The organism is Actinoplanes sp. NPDC049802 (genome assembly GCF_040656595.1).
Classification (GTDB): Bacteria; Actinomycetota; Actinomycetes; order Mycobacteriales; family Micromonosporaceae; genus Actinoplanes.
This window is the reverse complement of the sequence record NZ_JBFAMR010000001.1, coordinates 192,508-215,702: the sequence shown is the minus strand read 5'-3', so window position 1 is coordinate 215,702 and position 23,195 is coordinate 192,508. Positions and strand designations below refer to the sequence as shown.

Genomic DNA, 23,195 nt, shown 5'->3' with positions numbered 1-23,195 from the left:
GAGAAGCGGGTGATCGGGAAGGTGAGTGCAACATAGGTTAGCCTCACCTAAATTGTTCGCCGTTCGCTGGGAGCGCCACACCATGCCCGACCTCCGGGATTCCGCCACCGTCTCGATCGGCACCCCGTTGGAGCACACCGGCGCGTACGTCCTCGACGCAGGCCTGCAACCCGTGCCCTCCGGTGTGGTCGGTGAGCTGTACCTGACCGGACCGTCGCTGGCCCGCGGCTACCGGGGCCGGCCGGCGCTGACCGCCCAGCGGTTCGTGGCCGACCCGTACGGCGACCCCGGCGACCGCATGTACCGCACCGGCGACCTGGTCAAGGTCCGGCCGGACGGCGAGATCGAGTACGTGGGCCGCGCCGACCAGCAGGTGAAGGTCCGCGGCTTCCGGGTCGAACTGGGCGAGATCGAGGCCGCCCTGTCCGCGCTGCCCGGCGTGGCGGGTGCGGCCGTCCTGGCGGTGCCCGGCCCGGTGGTCCGCCTCGCCGGTTACGTGGCCGGTGACGCCGACCCGGCCGCACTGCGCGCCGAACTGGCCGCCACCCTGCCCGACTACCTGGTCCCGGCGGTCATCGTCCGGCTGGACCGGCTGCCGCTCACCCCGAACGGCAAGGTCGACAAGCGGGCCCTGCCGGCCGCCGAGATGCCGGCGGTCGCCGGCCGCGCACCGGCCACCGCACTGGAACGTGACCTGTGCGCCCTGTTCGCCGAGGTCCTCGGCCTGGACACGGTCGGCGCCGACGACGACTTCTTCGCCCTCGGCGGCCACTCCCTGCTCGCCACCCGCCTGATCGGACGGCTGCGCGCCGGCCTGGGACGGGAGATCAGCCTGCGGGACCTGTTCGCCGCGCCCACCCCGGCCGGGGTGGCCGCCGCGTCGACCGTGCAGGCCCCGACCCGGCCCGCGCTGACCCGCCGGGAGCTGCCGGAGAGCGTGCCGCTGTCGTACGCCCAGCAGCGCCTGTGGTTCCTGAGCCGCCTCGATGAGGACACCACCGCGTACCACATGCCGTTGGTCGCCCGGCTCACCGGAGACCTGGACGTGGCCGCCCTGAACGCCGCCATCGGTGACCTCGCCGACCGGCACGCCACCCTGCGCACCGTCTTCCCGGCCGGCCCGGACGGCGTCCCCCACCAGCGGGTGCTCGACGAGCGGCCGGTCCTCGGCAGCACCGGCGACGTGGCCGCGACGATCCGCGAGCCGTTCGACCTGACCCGTGACCTGCCGCTGCGGGCCGCGCTGCGCCGGATCGACGACACCACCCACGACCTGGTCCTGCTGCTGCACCACATCGCGGGCGACGAGTGGTCGATGAGACCGCTCATGACCGACCTGGCCGCCGCCTACCGGGCCCGCCGCGACGGCCGCGCACCGGACTGGGCGGAACTGCCCGTCTCGTACGCCGACTATGCCCTCTGGCAGCGGGAACTGCTGACCGCGGCCGAACCCACCCAGATCGCGTTCTGGCGCGACACCCTGGCCGGCGCCCCCGACGTGCTGGAACTGCCCACCGACCGGCCCCGCCCGGCCACCGCCGGAGGCGAAGGGGCGACCGTCGCCTTCGACCTGCCCACCGGCCTGGCCGACCGGGTGCGTGCCGCGGCCGCCGGCAGCAGCGTCTTCATGGTGCTGCACGCGGGCCTGGCCGCCCTGCTCACCCGGCTCGGCGCCGGCACCGACATCGTCGTCGGCACCCCGGTCGCGGGCCGTGGCGACACCGCCCTCGACGATCTGGTCGGCTTCTTCGTCAACACGCTCGCGCTGCGCGCCGACACCTCCGGCGACCCGACCTTCGCGGAGCTGCTGGACCGGGTCCGCCAGGCCGACGTGGCCGCCTTCGATCACGCCGACCTGCCGTTCGACCGGCTCGTCGAGCAGCTCAACCCGGCGCGGTCGACGGCGTACCACCCGCTGTTCCAGACGCTGCTGGTCTACCGGGCCGGGCTGGGGGAGTCCCTGGACCTGCCCGGCCTGGACACGGCCGTCGAGATCACCCCGGCCGGGGACGCCAAGTTCGACCTGACCGTGAGCGTCGCCGACGGGGGCGCCGGGCAGCCGATGCGCGCCGGGCTGGAGTTCCGGACGGCGCTGTTCGACCGGGCCACCATGGACACGTTCGCGGACCGGTTCACCCGGCTGCTGGCCGCCGCGGTGACCGAGCCGGACCGGCCGATCGGCGCGATCGACCTGCTCACCGCCGAGGAACGGGACAACGTCCTGTTCCGGTGGAACGACACCGCTCAGCCGGTCGTGCGAGCCACCCTGCCCGGACTGGTCGCCGAGCGGATCGCCGCCGACCCGGACGCGCCCGCGGTCACCTTCGAGGGCACGACGATCACCTACCGTGAGTTCGGGGAACGGGTCGACGCTCTGGCCCGCGGTCTGGTGGCCCGTGGCGCTCACGGCCGCGTCGTGGCCGTACAGATGCCCCGGTCCATCGATCTCGTGATCGCCCTGCACGCGGTGCAGCGGGCCGGTGGCGCCTATCTGCCGATCGACCCGGACCTGCCCGCCGACCGGATCGCGTTCATGCTGGCCGACGCGGACCCCGCAGTGACGCTGACCGGCATCGGCCTGCCGGACGCGGACGTCGATCTTCCGGCGGTGGAAGCCGGCGATCCCGCCTACCTGATCTACACGTCGGGATCGACGGGACGGCCCAAGGGCGTGCTCGTCCCGCACGTCGCCATCGTCAACCGCCTGCTGTGGATGCAGCACGAGTACGGTCTCGAACCCGGCGAACGCGTCCTGCAGAAGACCCCGGCCAGCTTCGACGTCTCGGTGTGGGAGTTCTTCTGGCCGCTGCTGGCCGGCGCCCACCTCGTCGTGGCCCGCCCCGACGGCCACCGCGACCCCGGCTACCTGGCCGCCCTGATCCGCGACGAGCGGATCACCACGGTCCACTTCGTGCCGTCCATGCTTCAGGCGTTCCTGGCCGCACCGGGCGCCCCGGCCTGCACCGGGCTGCGCCGGATCATCACCTCCGGCGAGGCGCTGCCCGCCGCCCTCGCCACCGAGTGCCTTTCGCTGCTGCCGGCCGAACTGCACAACCTGTACGGCCCCACCGAGGCCGCCGTCGACGTCACCTACTGGCCGTGCGCCCCCGGCGACCCGGTCGTCCCGATCGGCCGCCCGGTCTGGAACACCCGGCTCTACGTGCTCGACCAGCGTCTGAAGCCGGTCCCGCCGGGCGTTCCCGGAGAGCTGTACCTGGCCGGAATCCAGCTGGCCCACGGCTACCTGGGCCGGGCCGGCCTCACCGCCGAGCGGTTCGTCGCCAACCCGTTCGACGGCGGCCGCATGTACCGCACCGGCGACCGGGCCCGCCGGCGCTCCGACGGCGCCGTCGAATACCTCGGCCGCACCGACGACCAGATCAAACTGCGCGGCTTCCGGATCGAACTGGGCGAGATCGAGGCCGCCCTGACCGCCGCGTCCGGTGGGCCGGCCGCCGTCGCCGTCCGCAACGACACCCTGGTCGGCTACACGGTCAACCCGGTCGACCTGGAACCGTTGCGCCGCACCCTGCCCGCCTACATGGTCCCGGCCGTGACGGTCCGGCTCGACGCGCTGCCGCTGTCGCCCAACGGCAAACTCGACCGCCGCGCCCTGCCCACCCCGGCGATCACCGCGACCGGCCGCGCCCCCGAGACACCCCAGGAACGCACCCTCTGCGCGATCTTCGCCGAACTGCTCGGCCTCGACACGGTCGGCGCCGACGACGACTTCTTCGCCCTCGGCGGCCACTCGCTGCTGGCCACCCGCATGGTCAGCCGGATCCGTCTCGAACTCGGTGCCGAGGTGCCGCTGCGGTCGGTCTTCGAAGCCCCGACACCCGCCGGCCTCGCCCGGCGTCTCACGGCCGCGGGCCCGCGCCGTCCCGGCCTCTCCGCAGGGGTACGCCCGGAGCGTCCACCCCTGTCCGCGGCCCAGCAACGGCTCTGGTTCCTGGACCGCCTCGACGGCCCGAGCGCCACCTACCACCTGCCGCTGGTGCTCAAGCTGACCGGACCGGTGGACGTACCGGCGCTGGCCGCCGCGATCACCGACCTCACCGTGCGCCACGAGACGCTGCGAACCGTGCTGCGCACCGAGGACGGGCAGGCGTACCAGGAGATCCTCGACCCGGTCCCGGTGGACCTTCCGGTGCTGCGTCCCGACGAGTTCGACACCGCCGTGAACACGCCGTTCCGGCTGGACACGGAGCCGCCGCTGCGGGCCGCGCTGATCGCCGACGGCCCGGACGAGCACCGGCTGCTCCTGCTGCTGCACCACGTCGCCGGTGACGAGTGGTCGCTCGAACCGCTCTGCTCCGACCTGGCCGTGGCGTACACCGCCCGCACCGCCGGGGCCGCGCCCGGCTTCACCCCGCTGCCGGTGCAGTACGCCGACTACACCCTCTGGCACACCGAGCTGCTCGCGGCGGTCGGGCCGGAGCAGACCGCGTACTGGACCGGGGCCCTGGCCGGCCTGCCCGACGTCCTCGAACTGCCCACCGACCGGCCCCGGCCGGCCGTCGCGTCCAGCGCCGGGCGCCTGCAAGGCTTCACCATCCCCGGCGAGCTGCACCGCGGACTCCGGGAACTGGCCAACAGCACCGGCACCAGCCTGTTCATGGTGTTGCAGGCCGGTCTCGGCGCGCTGCTCACCCGGCTCGGGGCGGGCACCGACCTGCCGATCGGCGTACCGGTCGCCGGCCGCGCCGACGCCGCCCTGGACCGGCTCGTCGGGTTCTTCGTCAACACGCTCGTGCTGCGTACCGACACGTCCGGCAACCCCGGCTTCCGCGAGCTGCTCGGCCGGGTCCGTGCCGTCGACCTGGCCGCCTACGACCACGCGGACCTGCCGTTCGACCGGGTCGTGGAGGCGGTCAACCCGCGCCGGTCGGCCGCGCACAGCCCGCTGTTCCAGGTGATGCTCTCCTACCAGAACGGCATGCAGCGGGCCCCGGTCCTGCCCGGCCTGACCACGGAGATCGCCTACACCGAACCGGAGATCGCCAAGTTCGACCTCACCGTCAGCGTCGCCGAGACCCCCGGCGTGGACGGCCTGGCCGGCTACCTGGAGTACCGCACCGACCTGTTCGACCCGGCCACCGTGGCCGGGCTCGCCGACCGGTTCACCCGCCTGCTCGCGGCCGCCGTCGCCGAACCCGACCGGCCCATCGGCGACCTGGACGTTCTCGCGCCCGCCGAGCACCCGGTCCCGGCCGTCCCGATCGCCGCCGTCACCGTGCCCGAGGTGCTGGCCGCCCAGGCCCGCCGCACCCCGGACCGGGCCGCCGTCACCGACGGAACCCGCACCCTGACCTTCGCCGAACTGGACGCGGCCGTGCTGCGGCTCGCCACCTGGCTGCGCCGCCGGGGCGCCCGCCCGGAGACCGTGATCGGGCTGCGCCTGCCGCGCGGCGTCGACGCGGTCGTGGCGCTGCTCGGCGTGCTGCGCTCCGGGGCGGCGTCGATGCAGCTCGACCCGTCCTACCCGCAGACGCGGATCGCCGCCATGACGGCCGCCGCCAACCCACTGCTCGTCCTGGACACCCTCCCAGACGGTGTGTTGACTTCGGGCGCGGAGCGCACCCGAAGTCCACACACCGACCCGCTGCCTGCTCGGGGCGTGCTGCCGGACGGTGTGTTGGTTTCGGGTGCGGAGAGCGCCGGAAGTCCACACGCTGACCTGCTGCCTGCTCGGGGCGTGCTGCCGGACGGTGTGTTGGTTTCGGGCGCGGAGCGCACCGGAAGTCAACACGCTGCATTGGCTTTCCCGCGGCCGGAGAGCGCCGCGTACGTGATCTTCACGTCCGGGTCGACCGGCGTGCCGAAGGGGGTGGTCGCCACCCACGGCGGCCTCGGCGCCCTCTACGCCTCACACGCGGAACGTCTCTTCCCGTCCGACGGGCTGCGGATCGCGCACACCGCCCCGTTCACGTTCGACTCGTCCTGGGACCCGATCCTGTGGATGGCCGGCGGCAACACCCTGCACGTGGTCGACGGCGACACCTACCGCGACCCGCAGGCCCTGCTCGCCCTGCTGCGCGCCGAACGCATCGACTACCTCGACTTCACCCCGTCCTACCTGGCGCAGCTCGTCACGGAGGGACTGTTCGACGGCGACCACCACCCGGGCATCGTCACGGTCGGCGGCGAGGCCGTCCCGGCCGCCCTCTGGGACCGGCTGCTCGCCCAGCCCGGCCTGCTCGCCGTCAACCAGTACGGCCCCACCGAGACCACCGTCGACGGCTACGTCTGGTGGAACGACGGAGCGGCCGCCACCGCCGGCAGCGCCGTCTACGTCCTCGACGCCGCGCTGCGCCCGGTCCCGGCCGGGGTCACCGGCGAACTGTACGTCGGCGGCGCCTCGGTGGCCCGCGGCTACCTCGGCGACCCGGCGCTCACCGCCACCCGGTTCGTGGCCGACCCGTACAGCGGCGGCCGCATGTACCGCACCGGCGACCTGGCACGCTTCGGCTCCGACGGGGTGCTGCGCGTCCTCGGCCGCGCCGACGACCAGGTGAAGATCCGCGGCTACCGCATCGAACTCGGCGAGATCGAAGCCGTCCTGCTCGAACACCCCGCCGTGGTCCAGGCCGCGGTCGTCCTCCGCGAGGAACGCGGCAGACAACTCATCGGGTACGTGGTGGGCGACGCCGATCCGGCCGCTCTCAAGGCGTACGTGGCCGAGCGGCTGCCCGACTACATGGTCCCGGTCGCCGTCGTCGCGCTGGACGCGCTGCCGCGTACCGCCAACGACAAGCTCGACAGGAACGCGCTGCCCGCCCCCGGCCTGGCCGTCGAGAACACGGCCGCCGCAAGCACTGCCGAGGCCACCCTCGCCGGGCTGTTCGCCGACGTGCTCGGCGTGCCCGGCATCGGTGTCACCGACGGGTTCTTCGACCTGGGCGGCGACAGCATCTCCTCCATCCAGCTGGTCAGCCGGGCCCGGGCCGCCGGTCTCGTGATCACCCCGCGTGACGTGTTCACCCACCAGACGCCGCGTGCCCTGGCCGCGGTGGCCCGTGAGCTCGACGGGGCCCCGGTCGAGACGGCCGCCGACGCGCTCGGGGACGTGCCCGCCACCCCGATGTCGGCGTGGCTGGCGTCGCTCGGGCCGGTCACCGCCGGATACCACCAGTCGGTGGTGCTGCGGGTGCCCGCCGGCGCCGACCTCGTACCGGCCCTCACCGCCGTGCTGCGCCGCCACGACCTGCTGCGAGCCCGCCTCGACGGTGACACCCTGACCGTCCCGGAGGAGCTGCCCACCGACTGGTTCCGGATCGTCCCGCCGGCCGACCGGTCGGAGACGGTGCGGGACCGGGATGACTCGGCCGGCGGGTTCGAGGACTGGTGGCAGAGGCGGGTCGAGGCCGAGTCGGCGGCCGCGATCGCGCGGCTCGACCCGGGCGCCGGCCGCATGGTTCAGGCCGTCCACCTCGATCACGGTGACCAGCCCGGCCGTCTCGTCCTGGTGATCCATCACCTCGTCGTGGACGGCGTCTCGTGGCGGATCATCCTCGACGACCTGCGGGCCGCCCACGCGGGGACGCCGCTGCTGCGCTCGGGCACCTCTTTCCGGCGGTTCGCGCAGGCCCAGGCCGCCGAGGACCGGTCCGCCGAGCTGCCGTACTGGGAGTCGGTGCTGGCCGGGGACGAGCCCCTGCTCGGGTCGCGGCCGCTGGACCCGGCGCTGGACACCACCGCCACCGCCCGCGAGCTGACCCTCACGCTGCCCGCCGAGGTGACCGGGCCGCTGCTCGGCACGGTGGCCGCCGCCTTCCACGCGGGCGCCGACGACGTGCTGCTCACCGGGCTCACCCGGGCCGTACAGGCGTGGCGGGGGACCACCGGCGCGCTGATCGACCGGGAGGGCCACGGCCGCGAGGCGGACGGGCTCGACGCGACGGTGGGCTGGTTCACGACGGTCTACCCGGTCCGGCTGTCCGCCGGTGGGGACCCGGCCACGAGTCTGAAAGCGGTGAAGGAGCAGCTTCGTGCCGTACCGGGGAATGGTCTCGGTTTCGGGATTCTGCGGTGGCTCGCCGGTGAGCTGACCGGCGCCACGCCGCCGCAGATCGGTTTCAACTATCTGGGCCGGATGCCGGCGCCGGAGGACACCGATCTCGGGGTGGCGCCGGAGCGGGCCGCCGCGGGCGGGACGCCGGACATGCCGCTGCCGCACGCCGTCGAGGTGAACGCCGCGACCGTCGGCGGTGAGCTGCGGGCCACCTGGACGTGGGCCGACCGGGTGCTCGGCGAGGCCGAGGTGCGGGCGCTGGCCGAGGCGTGGTTCGCCGAACTGACCGAGATCTCACGGCTCACCGAGGGTGGGCTGACGCCGTCCGACGTGACCGCCGACGTCACCCAGGCCGACCTGGACGCGCTCGGTACCGGGCTGGCCGACGTGTGCCCGTTGTCGCCGTTGCAGGAGGGCATGCTCTTCCACTCCGAGTTCGACGCCGACGCGCCCGACGTCTACCTCAGCCAACTGGCCGTCGATCTGGCCGGGCCGCTCGACGTGGCCGCGCTGCGCCGGGCCGTGAACACCCTGTTCGACCGGCACGCCAACCTGCGCGCCTGGTTCGGGCGCACCGGCGACGGGCGGGCGGTCGCCGCGATTCCGGCCACCGTGGACGTGCCATGGCTGGAGGCCGACTTCGACGACGGTTTCGAGGAACGCGACCGGGCCCGCAAGTTCGACATCACCCGGGCGCCGCTGGCCCGGTTCGCGCTGCTGCGGCAGGGCGAGGACCGGCACCGGCTGCTGTTCAGCAACCACCACGTGCTGCTCGACGGCTGGTCCACCCCGGTGCTGCTGGGCGAGCTGTTCGACCTGTACCGGGGGCGGAGCCTGCCCGCCGCCCCGCAGTACCGCGACTACCTGCGCCGGCTCGCCGCCGTCGACCGGGACGCGTCCCGCCAGGCGTGGCGGGCCGCCCTGGAGGACGTCACCCCGACCCTGGTGGCCGGCCCGGCGAACGCCCGCGTGGCGGTCCTGCCCGGCACGGTGACCGTCTCCGTCGACGGCGACCGGCTCTCGGCGGCCGCCCGCCGGCTCGGTGTCACCCTCAACACCGTCGTGCAGGGCGCCTGGGCGATGCTGCTCGGCCAGCTCACCGGCAGCACCGACGTCGTGTTCGGTGCGACCGTCTCCGGCCGCCCGGCCGAGGTGCCCGGCATCGAGACGATGGTCGGCCTGTTCATCAACACGGTCCCGGTGCGGATCCGCCTCGACCCGGCCGAGACCCTCGCCCAGCTGCTGCGGCGCGTCCAGGCCGAACAGGCGGCGCTGCTCGACCACCAGCACCTCAGCCTCGCCGAGGTGCAGCGCCTGGCGGGTGAGGGCGACCTGTTCGACACCCTGGCGGTGTTCGAGAACTACCCGTACGACCCGGAGAAGGCCGCCGAGACCGTCAACGGGCTCACCATCGGCGCGGTCGCCGGCCGGGACGCCACCCACTACCCGCTGAACGTCACCGTCACCCCGGCCGACGGGCTGCGGGTGCACCTCGACTACCGGCCGGACTGCTTCACCGCCTCCGCCGCCCACGTCATCGCCGGACAGCTCGCCACGCTGCTCGACACGATCGGAGCCGACACCGGGAGACGGGTCGCGGCCACCTCGGTCGTCACCGCCGACTCGGCCCGGCACGGCGGCCCGGCCCTGCCGTTCACGCCGATCACCGCCGCGCTGGCCGAACACACCGGCACCGCCGTCGTCGGCCCGGACCGGGCGCTGACCTTCGCCGAACTCGACGCCGAGTCCGACCGGGTCGCCAACGCGCTGCTCGACCTCGGCGCCGGGCCGGAGACCGTGGTGGCGCTGCGGCTGCCGCGCGGCGCGGACACGATCGTCGCCCTGTTCGGCGTGCTCAAGGCCGGGGCGGCCGCGCTGCCGATCGACGCCGCCTACCCGGCCGACCGGGTGGCGCTCATGCTCGCCGACGCCCGGCCGGTGGTCACCCTCGACGCGCTGCCGTCCGGCGGCGCGGCCACCCCGCCACCGGTCTCCGTGCAGCCCGGCCAGGCGGCCTACATCATCTACACCTCCGGATCCACGGGTACGCCCAAGGGTGTCGTGATCAGCCACGGCTCGATCGCGAACCTGCTCGCCGGGCACCGCCGCGACCTGTTCCCGGCGTCCGGCAGGCTGCGGATCACGCACACCGCGTCGTTCGGCTTCGACGCCTCGTGGGATCCGATCCTGTGGATGCTCGCCGGGCACGAGCTGCACGTCCTCGACGACTATGCCGACCCCGACGTGTTCCTCGCCCACCTGCGCGACCACCGCATCGACGGGATCGACTTCACCCCCGCCTACCTGGAGCAGCTCGTCGACCGGGGGCTGCTCACCGGTCCCGGGCACGTGCCGTCGGTGGTGTCGGTCGGTGGTGAGGCCGTGCCGCCGGGGCTGTGGCGCACCCTGCTCGGCGCCGGGGTGCGGGCCCTCAACCTGTACGGGCCGACCGAGTACACGGTCGACGCGTACCAGTGGACCGCCGACGGCGAGACCCCGATCGCCGGAACGACCGTGCGCGTTCTCGACGCGGCGCTGCGGCCGGTGCTGCCCGGTGTCACCGGCGAGCTCTACCTGGCCGGTCCCGGTCTGGCCCGCGGCTACCTCAACCGGCCCGGCCTGACCGCCGAGCGGTTCGTCGCCGACCCGTACGGGTTCGGCCGCATGTACCGCACCGGCGACCTGGCCCGTTTCGCCGACGGCCGGCTCGAACTGCTCGGCCGCGCCGACGACCAGGTCAAGATCCGTGGCTTCCGGATCGAGCTCGGCGAGGTGGAGGCCGCGCTGGCCGCGCTGCCCGGGGTGATCCAGGCGGTCGCCATGGTCCGCGAGGATCACCCAGGGGTACGGCGGCTCGTCGGCTACGTCGTCGGAACCGCTGATCTGTCCCTGCTCCGGGACCGGCTGCCCGACTACATGGTCCCGTCCACGGTCGTCACGCTCGACGCGTTCCCGCTCACCCCGTCCGGCAAGGTCGACCGGCGTGCCTTGCCCGCGCCCGCGCTGCCGGTCAGCGTCTCCCGCGAACCGCGTACCGAGGCGGAACGGCTGATCCAGACGCTGGTCGGCGAGGTCCTGGGCGTCCCGGCCGGGATGGCGGACAGCTTCTTCGACCTGGGCGGCGACTCCATCTCGTCGATCCAGCTGGTCAGCCGGGCGCGGGCCGCCGGGCTGATGCTGACGCCGCGCCAGGTGTTCGAGGAACGTACGGTCGAGGCGCTCGCCGCCGTCGCCGTACCGGCCACCCTCGACCGGGCCGAGCCGCGCGACGCCGCCTACGGCCCGGTTCCGGCGACCCCGATCATCCGCTGGCTGCGTGACCTGACCGGCGGCGAGATCGCACTCGCCGCCGGGTACAGCCAGGAGATCCTGGTCCACCTGCCGGACGGTCTCGCCGACGACACCCTGCGTTCCGCGTCGCAGGCGGTCTTCGACGCGCACGACCTGCTGCGTGCCCGCCTCACCCCGGAGTGGGATCTGGACGTGCCGCCGCCCGGCGCGGCCGTCCCGTTCCGGGTGGGCGGCACCGATGTGGCCACCGAGCTGGCCGCCGCCCAGCAGCGGCTCGATCCGGCCGCGGGCCGGATGTTCGAGGCCGTCCGGCTGCACCTCCCCGACGGCGACCGCCTGCTCCTGGTCGTCCACCACCTGGTCGTCGACGAGGTGTCCTGGCGCATCCTGCTGCCCGACCTGGCCGCCGCCTGCGACGGCCGCCCGGTCACCCCGGCCGGCACCTCCTTCCGCCGCTGGACCTCCCTCGTGGGCGACCGCAACGCCGCCGCCCTGCCGGAGCGGAACGCGGCCACCGCGGCAGACGAGGCGGCCGCGGACCGCCCGGGTCCGGCCGGCGGTGAGGCCGCCGCCGCTGCCGGTGGCGGCGCAGGCCTGGACCGCCCGGATCCGGCCGGCGGTGAGGCCGCCGCCGCTGCCGGTGGCGGCGCAGGCCTGGACCGCCCGGGTCCGGCCGGTGGTGAGGCTGCTCTCTGGGCGGCCGCCCGGGCGGCGGCCGCGCCGATCGGGGACCGGCCGCTCGACCCGGCGACCGACACCAACGCCACGCTGCGCCGCCTCGAGGTGAGCGTTCCGGCCGAGCCGCTGCTGTCGGCGGTTCCGGCGGCGTTCCACGCCAACCCGGAGGACGTGCTGCTCACCGGCCTGGCCCGGGCGCTGCCCGGCTGGCGGCGGGCGCACGGCTACGGCGAGGACACGGTGTCCGTGGTGGACCTGGAGAGCCACGGCCGCGCCGACCTGCCCGGCGCCGACACCGCGCGGACGATCGGCTGGTTCACCACCCTCTACCCGGTCCGGCTGGACCCGGGCGCCGGTGACGCGGCGGACTCGCTGAAGCGGGTCAAGGAGCAGCTGCGGGCCGTACCCGACCGGGGTGTCGGTTTCGACGGCGGCAGCACCGGGCCGATCTGCTTCAACTATCTGGGCCGCGCCGGTTCGCTCACCGGCGAACCGTGGTCGCCCGCGCCGGAGTCGTCCCGGCTGCGGGGCGGCGCGCGGGACCTGCCCGTGGCGTACCCCCTGGAAGTGAACGCCGACGTCCGCGACGGTGACCTGGTCGCCGTGCTGACCTGGCCGGAAGGGGTGTTCACCGAGGCCGCGGTCGCCGACCTGGCCGGGCGCTGGCGGGACGCCCTGCGGGAGCTGGCCGCTGTCGAGGGCGGCGGGCGCACCCCGTCGGATCTGCCGCTGGTCACCCTCACCCAGGCCGAGATCGACGAGATCGAGGCGGCCCACCCCGATCTGGCCGACGTGCATCCGCTGTCGCCGCTGCAGCAGGGCATGGTGTTCCACACCCTGCTCGACGACTCCGGCCCGGACGTCTACGTCACCGAGCTGACGATCGACCTGTCCGGCCCGCTGGACCCCGGCCGGCTGCGCGCCGCCCTCGACACGGTCCTGGCCCGCCACGACAACCTCCGGATCGCCGTGCACCGTACGGCGGCGGGCTCGGTCGTCGCGGTGGTGCCACGGACGGCCACCGTGCCGTGGTCGGACACCCCGCCGGCCCGCTTCGACCTGGGTGCCGCCCCGCTGATCCACGCCACCCTGAGGGACCGGCGGCTCACCGTCATGAGCCATCACCTGCTGCTGGACGGGTGGTCGACACCGCTGTTCATCGGTGAGCTGATGGCCGCCTACGCCGGTGGGGAGCTGCCGGCGCCCGTACCGTTCCGCCGCTACCTGTCGTGGCTGAACGGTCAGGACCCGCGGGAGTCGCGCCGGGCATGGCAGGTGGCGCTGGAGGGCGCCGAGCCGTGTCTGGTGGCGTCCGCCGGGCACCGGGAGCCGATCCGCCCGGCCGAGATCACCGTGCCGCTGGACGTGAGGCTCGACGACGCGGCCCGCGCTCTCGGCGTCACGATGAACACCGTCGTGCAGGGCGCCTGGGCGATGCTGTTGTCCGGGCTGACCGGCCGCGACGACGTCGTCTTCGGTGCCACCGTCTCCGGCCGCCCGCCGGAGGTGGACGGCGTCGAGCGGATGATCGGCCTGTTCATCAACACGGTTCCGGTCCGGGTGAAGTTGCACCCGGGGGAGACGCTGGCCGGGCTGCTCGCCCGCGTCCAGGCCGAGCAGGCCGCCCTGACCGCCCACCACCATGTCGGGCTCACCGAGATCCAGCGCCTGGCCGGGGCGGGCGAGCTGTTCGACACGCTCGCCGTGTTCGAGAACTACCCGTTCGACCCGGACGAGGCGGCCCGCGACGCCGGCGGTCTGAGCATCGCCGGGGTGGGCGGCAGCGACGCCACCCACTACCCGCTGAGCCTGTCGGTGATCCCCGCCGAGACCCTGGAACTGCACCTGGAGTACCGGCCGGACTGTTTCACCGCCGACCGGGTCACCGAGCTGGGCGACCGGCTGGCCGCGCTGCTGACCGCGTTCGCGACCGGTGCGGACCAGCTGGTGGGCCGGGTGCCGAACCCGGGCGCGGCGGCGTACGCGACCGGCCCCGAGGTCGGCGAGAAGCCGCTGCTCCCGGCCGTCTTCGCCACCACGGCGGCGGCCACCCCGGAAGCGACGGCCGTGGTCGCGGGCGCGGCCCGTCTGACGTTCGCGCAGCTCGACGCCGTGTCGAACCGGCTCGCGAGGTGGCTGATCAGCCGGGGCGCGAAGGCGGAGACGTACGTCGGACTGCGCCTGCCCCGCGACGAGTCCTACCTGGTCGCCCTGCTGGCGGTGCTCAAGTCGGGGGCGGCCGCCCTGCCGATCGACACCGGCTACCCGGCCGACCGGGTGGCGCTCATGCTGGCCGACTCCGATCCGGTCGTCGTGCTGGACGAGCTGCCCGCCCTGGACGGCTTCGACGACGGCCCGCTGACGACCCGGATCGACCCGCGCCAGACCGCGTACGCCATCTTCACCTCCGGCTCCACCGGCCGCCCGAAGGGAGTGGCCGTCCCGCACGCCGCGATCGCGAACCTGCTGGCCTCGCACCGCGCCACGGTCTTCACCGCCGAGCGGCTGGCGGTCGCGCACACCACGTCGTTCTCGTTCGACGCGGCCTGGGATCCGATCCTGTGGCTGTTCTCCGGCCACGAGCTGCACGTGCTCGCCGAGGACGTCTACCGCGACCCCGGGTTGATGGCAGCCTACGTGGACACCCACCGGATCGGCTACCTGGACTTCACCCCCGCCCACCTGAGCCAGCTGCTCGGCGCCGGCCTGCTGGCCGCCGACCGGCACCGGCCGAGCGTGGTGTCGGTCGGCGGCGAGGCGGTCCCGGACACCCTGTGGCGGCAGCTGACCGCGATCGACGGGCTGACCGTCAACAACCTGTACGGCCCGACCGAGTACACCGTCGACGCCTGGCACTGGCAGTCCACCGGCCTGTCGCAGCCGGTCGGCGGCACCCGCGCGTACCTCCTGGACGGGGCCCTGCGCCCGGTCCCGGCGGGCGTGCCGGGCGAGCTGTACCTGGCCGGCGCGGGCCTGGCCCGCGGCTACCTGAACGCGGCCCGCACGGCGGAGCGGTTCGTCGCCGACCCGTGGCAGGCGGGCGAACGGATGTACCGCACCGGCGACCTGGCCGTGTGGGAGCCGGAGGGCGGCCTGCGGCTCCTGGGCCGGACCGACGACCAGGTGAAGATCCGCGGCTACCGGATCGAGCTGGGCGAGGTGGAGGCCGCTCTGGCCGCGCTGCCCGGCGTCGGCCAGGCGGTCGTGGTGGTGCGCACCGAGGGCGCCCGCCGCCTGATCGGCTACGTGACCGGCGAGGTGATCGGCGCGGAGCTGCGCGAGCGGCTGGCCGCGACACTGCCGGACTACATGGTTCCGGCCGTCGTCGTCCGGCTCGGCGCGCTGCCGCTGACGGTCAGCGGCAAGGTGGACCGGGCCGCGCTGCCCGCCCCCGACGTCACCGCCACCACCGGCCGCGGGCCCGCGACGGAGGCGGAGCGGATCCTGTGCGACCTGTTCGCGCAGCTCCTCGGCCTGGAGACGGTCGGTGCCGACGACGCGTTCTTCGACCTGGGCGGCGACAGCATCTCGTCGATCCAGCTGGTCAGCCGGGCCCGCACGGCCGGGCTGGCGATCACGCCGCGGCAGGTGTTCGACCACCGCACCCCGGCCGGGCTGGCCGCGGTGGCGGGCGCGGTCCGCGACGACGCCGAGCCGCGCGCCGAGGCGTTCGGTGCGGTGCCGTTCACGCCGATCATGCACTGGCTGCACGAGCTGGGCTCGGGCACGCGCGGTTTCAGCCAGGCCGTGATGATCTCCGTTTCGGAGCGGGACCTCGCATCCGCGCTCCAGAAGGTGATCGACACCCACGACCTGCTGCGCGCCCGCACCGACGGCACCCGCCTGATCGTCCCGCCGCCGGGCGCCACGAAGGCCGGGGACGTGCTCCGCGAAGCGAGCGGCGACTGGGCCGCCGACGCCCGCCGCGCCCAGGCCGAACTGGACCCGGACGCCGGGATCATGCTGCGGGCCGTGCACGGCGACGGCCGCCTGCTGCTCGTCGCGCACCACCTGGTCGTGGACGCGGTGTCGTGGCGGATCCTTCTGCCCGACCTGGAGGCCGCCCTGGCCGGGAAGCGTCTGGAGCCCGCGCCGACGTCGTTCCGCCGCTGGTCGCGCCGTCTCACCGAGGAGGCCGCGAGCCGGCGCGGGGAGATCAGCACGTGGCGGCGCATTCTCGCCGGTGACAACACACCCTTGGGCGTACGGCCACTCGGGCCCCAGGACACCACGGCGACCATGCGTCACCTGCGCCGGACGCTGACCGGGGCGGCCCCGCTGCTCACCTCGATCCCGGCCGCCGTGCACGGCAGCGTCGACGACGTGCTGCTGACCGCCCTCGCCGAGGCGTTCGGCCGCCCGTCGATCCTGGTCGACCGGGAGACCCACGGCCGCGACGACCTGGGCCTCGACACCTCCCGTACGGTCGGCTGGTTCACCAGCGTCCACCCGGTCCGCATCTCCGCGGGCGGCTCGGTCAAGAAGGTGAAGGAGGAGCTGCGGGCCGTCCCCGGTACGGGCATCGGCTACGGCCTGCTCCGCTACCTCGACGGGGAACTGGCCGACGACGCGCAGCCGCAGATCGCCTTCAACTACCTGGGCCGGGCCGTGACCGCCGCCGTGGAACCCGCCGGCATCGGCGACGGTGGCGCCGACGCCGACATGCCGGCCACCCACGTCATCGAGATCAACGCGGAGGCGTCCCCGGACGGCACCGAACTGATCGCCGACTGGTCCTGGCCGGACGGCGTCCTCACCGAGGAGCAGGTCACCGCCTACGCCGACGCCTGGTTCGCCGCACTCCGTGGGCTGGGCGGTGAGCACGGCCACACCCCGTCGGACTTCCCGCTGGTCCGGACGAGCCAGGCCGAGATCGACCGGCTGGAGGCGGCCTACCCGGGGTTCGCCGACCTGCTGCCCGCCTCACCGCTGCAGGAGGGCCTCGCCTACCACGCCGAACTGGGCGCCGACGTCTACACCGTGCAGCTCGCCTTCGACCTGGAGGGCGACGTCGACGCCGCGCGGCTGCGGACGGCCGCCCGCGACCTGCTGCGCGCGTACCCCAACCTGGCCGCCGGTTTCGTCCAGGGCGAGCACGGGCTGCTCGCCGTGATCCCGGCCGGCCCGGAGCCCGCGTGGCGGGAACTGGACGCGGCCACCGACGCCGACTGCGAACGGGCGGCCGAACAGGACCGGGCGCCGTTCGACCTGGCCGCGCCGCCGCTGTTCCGGTTCACCCTGCTGCGGCGGGGCCCGGGACGCAGCCGGCTGCTGATCTCCAACCATCACATCCTGCTCGACGGCTGGTCCACGCCACTGCTGGTCGGCGACCTGTTCGCCCGGTACGCCGGACAGCGCCCGGCCGCTGTCACCCCGTACCGGGAGTATCTGAACTGGCTGGGTGGGCAGGACCCGGCGGCGGCGCACGCGGCCTGGGCCGGTGCTCTGGAGGGGCTGAGCCGGCCGACCCGGGTGGCGCCGGACATTCCCGCGGCGCTGACCGTGCAGGAGCAGCACGAGGTGACGCTGCCGCGGGAGCTGACCGCGGCGCTGACCGGCTGGGCCCGGACCCGCGGGATCACCCTGAACACCGTGGTCCAGGGCGTGTGGGCGCTGCTGCTCGGACAGCTCACCGGCCAGGACGACGTGGTGTTCGGCACCACCGTGTCCGGCCGCCCGGCCGGCCTGCCCGGCGTCGAGGACATGATCGGCCTGTTCATCAACACCGTCCCGGTACGCGTCCGACTGAACCCGGCGCAGACGGTCGGCGACTACCTGGACACCGTGCAGCGGGAACAGTCCCGTCTGCTCGACCACCAGCACCTGGGCCTTGCGGAGATCCAGCGGATCGCCGGGCTGGGGGAGCTGTTCGACACCCTGGCCGTGTTCGAGAACTACCCGTTCGACGCCGAGAAGGCGCGGCAGACGTTCGCCGGGCTGCGGATCACCGGGGTCGTCGACGAGGACACCACCCACTATCCGCTGGCGCTGGCGGTGAACCCGGGCGACCGGCTCGTGCTGCAGCTGCGGTACCGGGCCGACGCGTTCACCGCCGCCGAGGTGGCGGTGCTGGGCGAGCGGCTGCGCGCCCTGTTCCGTGCGGTGCCGGACGCGACCGCCACCCCGGTCGGCCGGTTGCCGCTGCTCACCGCCGCGGAGGCCGCCGAACTGGCCGGGTTCACCGGCCGGGCCGGTGGCTACCCGCCACGGACCGTCGCCGAGCTGTTCGCCGCCCACCAGCGGCCGGACGAGATCGCCGTGGTGTGTGAGGACCGGCGGCTCACCTACGCCGAACTGGACGCCGCCTCCAACCGCCTGGCCCGGGCGCTGCGCCGGCACGGGGCCGGACCGGAGCGGACGGTGGCGCTGGCGCTGCCCCGGGACGTCGAGATGGCGGTCGCGGTGCTGGCCGTCGCCAAGGCGGGCGCGGCCTATCTGCCGATCGACCCGGCCTACCCGGCGGCCCGGATCGCGCACATGCTCGACGACGGCTGCCCGGTCGTCGGCCTCGCCACGGCGGCGACCGCGACGGCGCTGCCCGGCGTGCGGACGCTGCTGATCGAGGAGATCGACGAGATCGACGACAGCCCGCTCGACGTGCGCGTGGATCCGCGCAACCCGGCGTACGTGATCTACACGTCCGGGTCGACCGGCCTGCCGAAGGGTGTCGTCGTCACCCACGAGGGGGTGGCGGCGCTGCTCGCCACCGCACGCGAGTCGTTCGGCCTCGACGAGGACGCGAGGGTGCTGCAGTTCGCCTCGATCAGCTTCGACCTGGCGTTCTTCGAGCTGGCGATGGGCCTGCTCACCGGCGCCCGGTCGATCATCGTGCCGTCCGCGCGGCGGGTCGCCGACCGGACGCTGACCGGCTACATCGCGGCGAACGGGGCCACCCACATCGCGCTGCCGCCCGCGGTGCTCGGCGCGCTGCCGCCGGACGCCGAACTGCCCGAAGGCGCGGTGCTGCTGTGCGGCACCGAGGCGGTCACCCCGGAGCTGGCCCGGCGGTGGGGCGAGCGGATGCGGTTCATCGACGCGTACGGGCCGACCGAGGCGACGGTCAACTCCACCCTGTGGGAGTACCACCGCGGCTGGGACGGCACGCGGGTCCCGATCGGCCGCCCCGACCCGGGGACGACCGCGTACATCCTGGATGCGGCCCTGCGGCCGGTCCCGGTGGGTGTGAAGGGCGAGCTCTACCTGGGTGGCCCCGGCCTGGCCCGGGGGTACGCGGGACGCCCCGGCCTGACCGCGGAACGGTTCGTCGCGAACCCGTGGGAGCCGGGACAGCGCATGTACCGGACCGGTGACGTCGTCTCCTGGCGCGAGAACGGCGACATCGACTTCTTCGGCCGCTCCGACGACCAGATCCAGTTGCGCGGCTTCCGCGTCGAACTCGGCGAGATCGAGGCCGCCCTGACCGCGCAGCCCGAGGTACGCCAGGCCGCCGTGATCCTGCGGGCCGACCACGGCGTGAAACGGCTCGTCGGCTACGTGGTCCTCGACCGCCCGGCCGGGGACCTGCGGGAACGGCTCGCCGCCACGCTGCCGGAGCACATGGTTCCGGCGGCCGTGGTCGAGCTGGGGCAGCTGCCGCTCACCCCGAACGCGAAGCTGGACCGCAAGGCGCTGCCGGCGCCGGAGTTCAGCCCGGCGGCGAGCGGCCGCCCGCGCACCCCGGCCGAACGGCTCGTCTGCGGCGTGTTCGCCGAGGTGCTCGGCCTGGAGCAGGTGGGCGTGCACGACGGCTTCTTCGACCTGGGCGGGCACTCGCTGCTGGTGGTGCGGGTGCAGACGGCCCTGCAAGGCGCGGTCACCGTGCCGGACATCATCGCCAACCCGACGGCGGCCGCCCTGGCCCGGCTGATCGACTCCGGGGCCGAACCGGGGGCCGCGTTGCGCCCGCTGCTGCCGCTGCGTCCCACCGGCGAGGGGGAGCCGCTGTTCTGCGTGCACCCGGCCGCCGGGCTGGGCTGGTCGTTCGCCGGCCTGGCCCGGTACACGAAACGGCCCCTCTACGCCCTCCAATCCCGCAACCTAACCCAGCGTGTTGATTCGGGGTCGGATGCGCACCCGAATTCCACACGCTCTGAGGGCGGCGGGGCCTCGTGCGGGTGTGTGGGTTTGGGGTCGGATGCGCGCCCGAATTCCACACGCTCGGAGGGCGGCGGGGCCTCGTGCGGGTGTGTGGGTTTGGGGTCGGATGCGCGCCCGAATTCCACACGCTCGGAGGGCGGCGGGGCCTCGTGTGAGTGTGTGGAGTTGCGGTCCGATGCGCGCCCGAATTCCACACGCTTTGAGGCTGGCGCGGCGGCGGGCGAGTGTGTGGGTTTGGGGTCGGATAAGCGCCCGAACTCAACACGCGTGGTTGGCGCCGCGGAGATGGCGGCCGACTATCTCGCGCTGATCCGTGAGGTCCAGCCGGAGGGCCCGTACCACCTGGTCGGCTATTCGCTGGGCGGGACGGTGGCGCACCTGATGGCCACCGAACTGCGCCGGGCCGGAGAGGACGTGCGCCTCGCCCTGCTGGACGCGTACCCCGGAAACGGAGGGACGGGCCCGGCGGCCGGCGACGGCCTGGACTTCCTGCTCGCCCTGTCCGACCTGGACGCGCTGCCGGCGGACCGCGACGAGGCGTTCGCCGCGCTCGCCCGATCGGGGGTCCTGGCCGGGCTCGGCCGGCCCGCGCTGGAGGCGATCGAGGCCAACCTGGCCGCCGCCGGCGAGCAGGTCGACGGCGCCCGGCTGGGCTTCTTCGACGGCGAGCTGCTGCTGTTCACGGCGGCGAACGAGGAGGCCGACGAGGCGTTCCGGGCGGACGCCTGGCAGGCGCACGCCGCGACGGTACGGGTGGTGCCCGTGCCCTGCACCCACGACGAGATGACCGACCCGGCCGCGCTGACGCTGATCGGCCCGGAGCTGGCGAACACCTGGGAGAACCCCCGATGACCGAACACCTGCGGCTGTCCCCGGCCCAGTCCCCGCTCTGGTACGCCCAGCAGCTCGACCCGGCCAGCCCCGTCTACAACACCGCCGACTACGTGCGGATCGAGGGCCCGCTGGACGTGGCGAGGTTCGAGGCGGCGGTCCGCCAGGCGGTCGGCGAGGCGGAGTCGCTGCACACCCGGTACGGCTCGGACGAGTCCGGCCCGTGGCAGGTGATCGATCCGCGCCCGTTCCCGTTCCCGGTGCGTGAGTGCCCGGAGGACGAGGCGCTGGCGTGGATGCGGGCCGACGTCCGCACCCCGGTGGACCTGGCCGAGGGGCCGTTGTTCGCGCAGGCGCTGTTCCGGGTCGGCCCGCGGACGTGGCTGTGGCATCAGCGGATCCACCACATCGCGATCGACGGGTTCGCGTTCTCGATGCTGGCCCGCCGGGTCGCCGACCTGTACACGACGGGACAGGGGCGCCCGTTCCGCCCGTTCGCGACGGTCCTGGAGGTGGCGGACGCCTATTTCGCGTCGCCGAAGCATCAGGCCGACCGGGAGTTCTGGCGCACCTACCTGGACGGGATGCCGGAGCCGGCGGCGCTGGCCGCCCCCGCGCCGGTCGCCGATCACACGGTCCGGGCGGTCACCCGGATCGGCCCGGAGCGCGCCGCCGAGCTGAGGGTGGCCGGGTGGCCGGAGTCGTTCGCGGCGGCCACCGCCGCCTACCTGCACCGGATGACCGGAACGGCCGAGGCAGTGCTGGGCCTGCCGGTGATGGGCCGTCTCGGCACGCCGCTGCTGCGGGTGCCGGCGATCGTGATGAACATCGTCCCGTTGCGTGTCCCGGTCCGTCCCGGCCAGACGGTGCCGGAGCTGGCCCGGCAGATCGCCGCCGAGATCAGGCGGTCCCGGCCGCATCACCGGTACCGGCACGAGCAGATGCGCCGTGACCTGGGCCTGGTCGGCAGTGACCGGCGGCTGTTCGGGCCGGTGGTCAACGCGATGCCGTTCGACAACGACCTGCGGTTCGGGACGGCAGTCGGCACCGTGCACAACATCTCGGCCGGGCCGGTCGAGGATCTGGCGCTGGGCATCCGGGACTTCGGCGACGGCACCGGGATGAGCCTGGAGATCGACGGCAACCCGGCCCGGTACACGTCGTCCGAACTCGCCGATCACCTGGACCGGCTGCTGCGCCTGCTGGACGATCCGGGGACGCCGCTGGGCCGGTTGCGGCTGGGCCCGGCGGTCGCCCCGCGCCGTCCGGTGTGGCGGGACCGCGTGGTGACGCCGCTGCTCGACCGGATCGCCGAGCGGGTCGGGGCGGCCCCGGAGGCGGTGGCGGTCGAGCAGGGCGGGGTGCGGTACACGTACGCCGAGTTGTGGGCGAGATCGGGCGCCGTCGCCGCCGGCCTGGCCGTCGAGCCGGACGATGTGGTGGCGGTGCGCATGCGCCGTGAGCCGGACGCGATCGTGGCGATCCTGGGCGTGCTGCTGGCCGGTGCGGCGTACCTGCCGGTCGATCCGGACGGCCCGGCCGGCCGCAACCGGGACGTCCTGGAGGACGCGCGACCGGTCCTGATCATCGACGAGATCGCCGGCGGGAACACCACGGCCCGAAGGACCGTGCCGGAGGACGCGCTGGAGGACGCGCGGCCGGTCCTGATCATCGACGAGATCGCCGGCGGGAACACCACGGCCCGAAGGACCGTGCCGGAGGACGCGCTGGCCTACGTGATCTACACCTCCGGTTCGACCGGGCGGCCGAACGGGGTGGAGATCAGCCGGGGCGCGCTGGCGCATTTCGTGGCGGCCGCCACCCACCGGTACGGGTTCACCGAGCACGACCGGGTGCTGCAGTTCGCGGCCCTCCACTTCGACGCCAGTGTGGAGGAGATCTTCGGCACTCTCTCGACCGGTGGGACGCTGGTGCTCCGGGAGTCCGAGATGCACGCGTCGGCCGAGGCGTTCCTGCGCGCCTGCGACGAGTTGCGACTCACCGTGCTCGATCTGCCCACCGCGTTCTGGCACGAATTGGTACATGCGCTCACCACACAGGACATCACGGTCCCCGCGTCGGTACGCACAGTGATCATCGGTGGGGAGGCGGCGCTGCCGGACCGGGTCGCCGCATGGCAGCGGATCGCGCCGAATGTCCAGCTTTTCAACACGTACGGGCCGACCGAATCCACAGTGGTCGCCACCTCGGCACTAATGGACGTTAGGTAAGCCTTACCTCATGTGATAGAAACTCACCGCGGCTTAGCCGCCTGATTCCGACT

2 protein-coding genes are annotated in these 23,195 nt (G+C 74.1%); both read left to right on the top strand.

Features of this window, described 5'->3' with window-relative positions; genetic code table 11:
* Window positions 1-82 precede the first annotated feature (82 nt).
* Window positions 83-20,932 carry a non-ribosomal peptide synthase/polyketide synthase gene (locus AB0I88_RS00865; RefSeq protein WP_361016851.1) on the top strand — a complete coding sequence of 6,950 codons (20,850 nt, stop codon included), beginning with the start codon at window positions 83-85 and terminating at the stop codon, window positions 20,930-20,932.
* A complete protein-coding gene (locus AB0I88_RS00860) occupies window positions 20,929-23,142 on the top strand; it encodes an AMP-binding protein (protein WP_361016848.1) in 2,214 nt (737 codons plus the stop codon). The genes AB0I88_RS00865 and AB0I88_RS00860 overlap by 4 nt, the downstream gene beginning before the upstream one ends.
* The last annotated feature ends 53 nt before the right edge of the window (window positions 23,143-23,195 follow it).

Coding starts and splice junctions, on each gene's coding strand:
- AB0I88_RS00865 (WP_361016851.1), top strand. CDS start 83: ATGCCCGACCTCCGGGATTCCGCCACCGTCTCGATCGGCACCCCGTTG.
- AB0I88_RS00860 (WP_361016848.1), top strand. CDS start 20,929: ATGACCGAACACCTGCGGCTGTCCCCGGCCCAGTCCCCGCTCTGGTAC.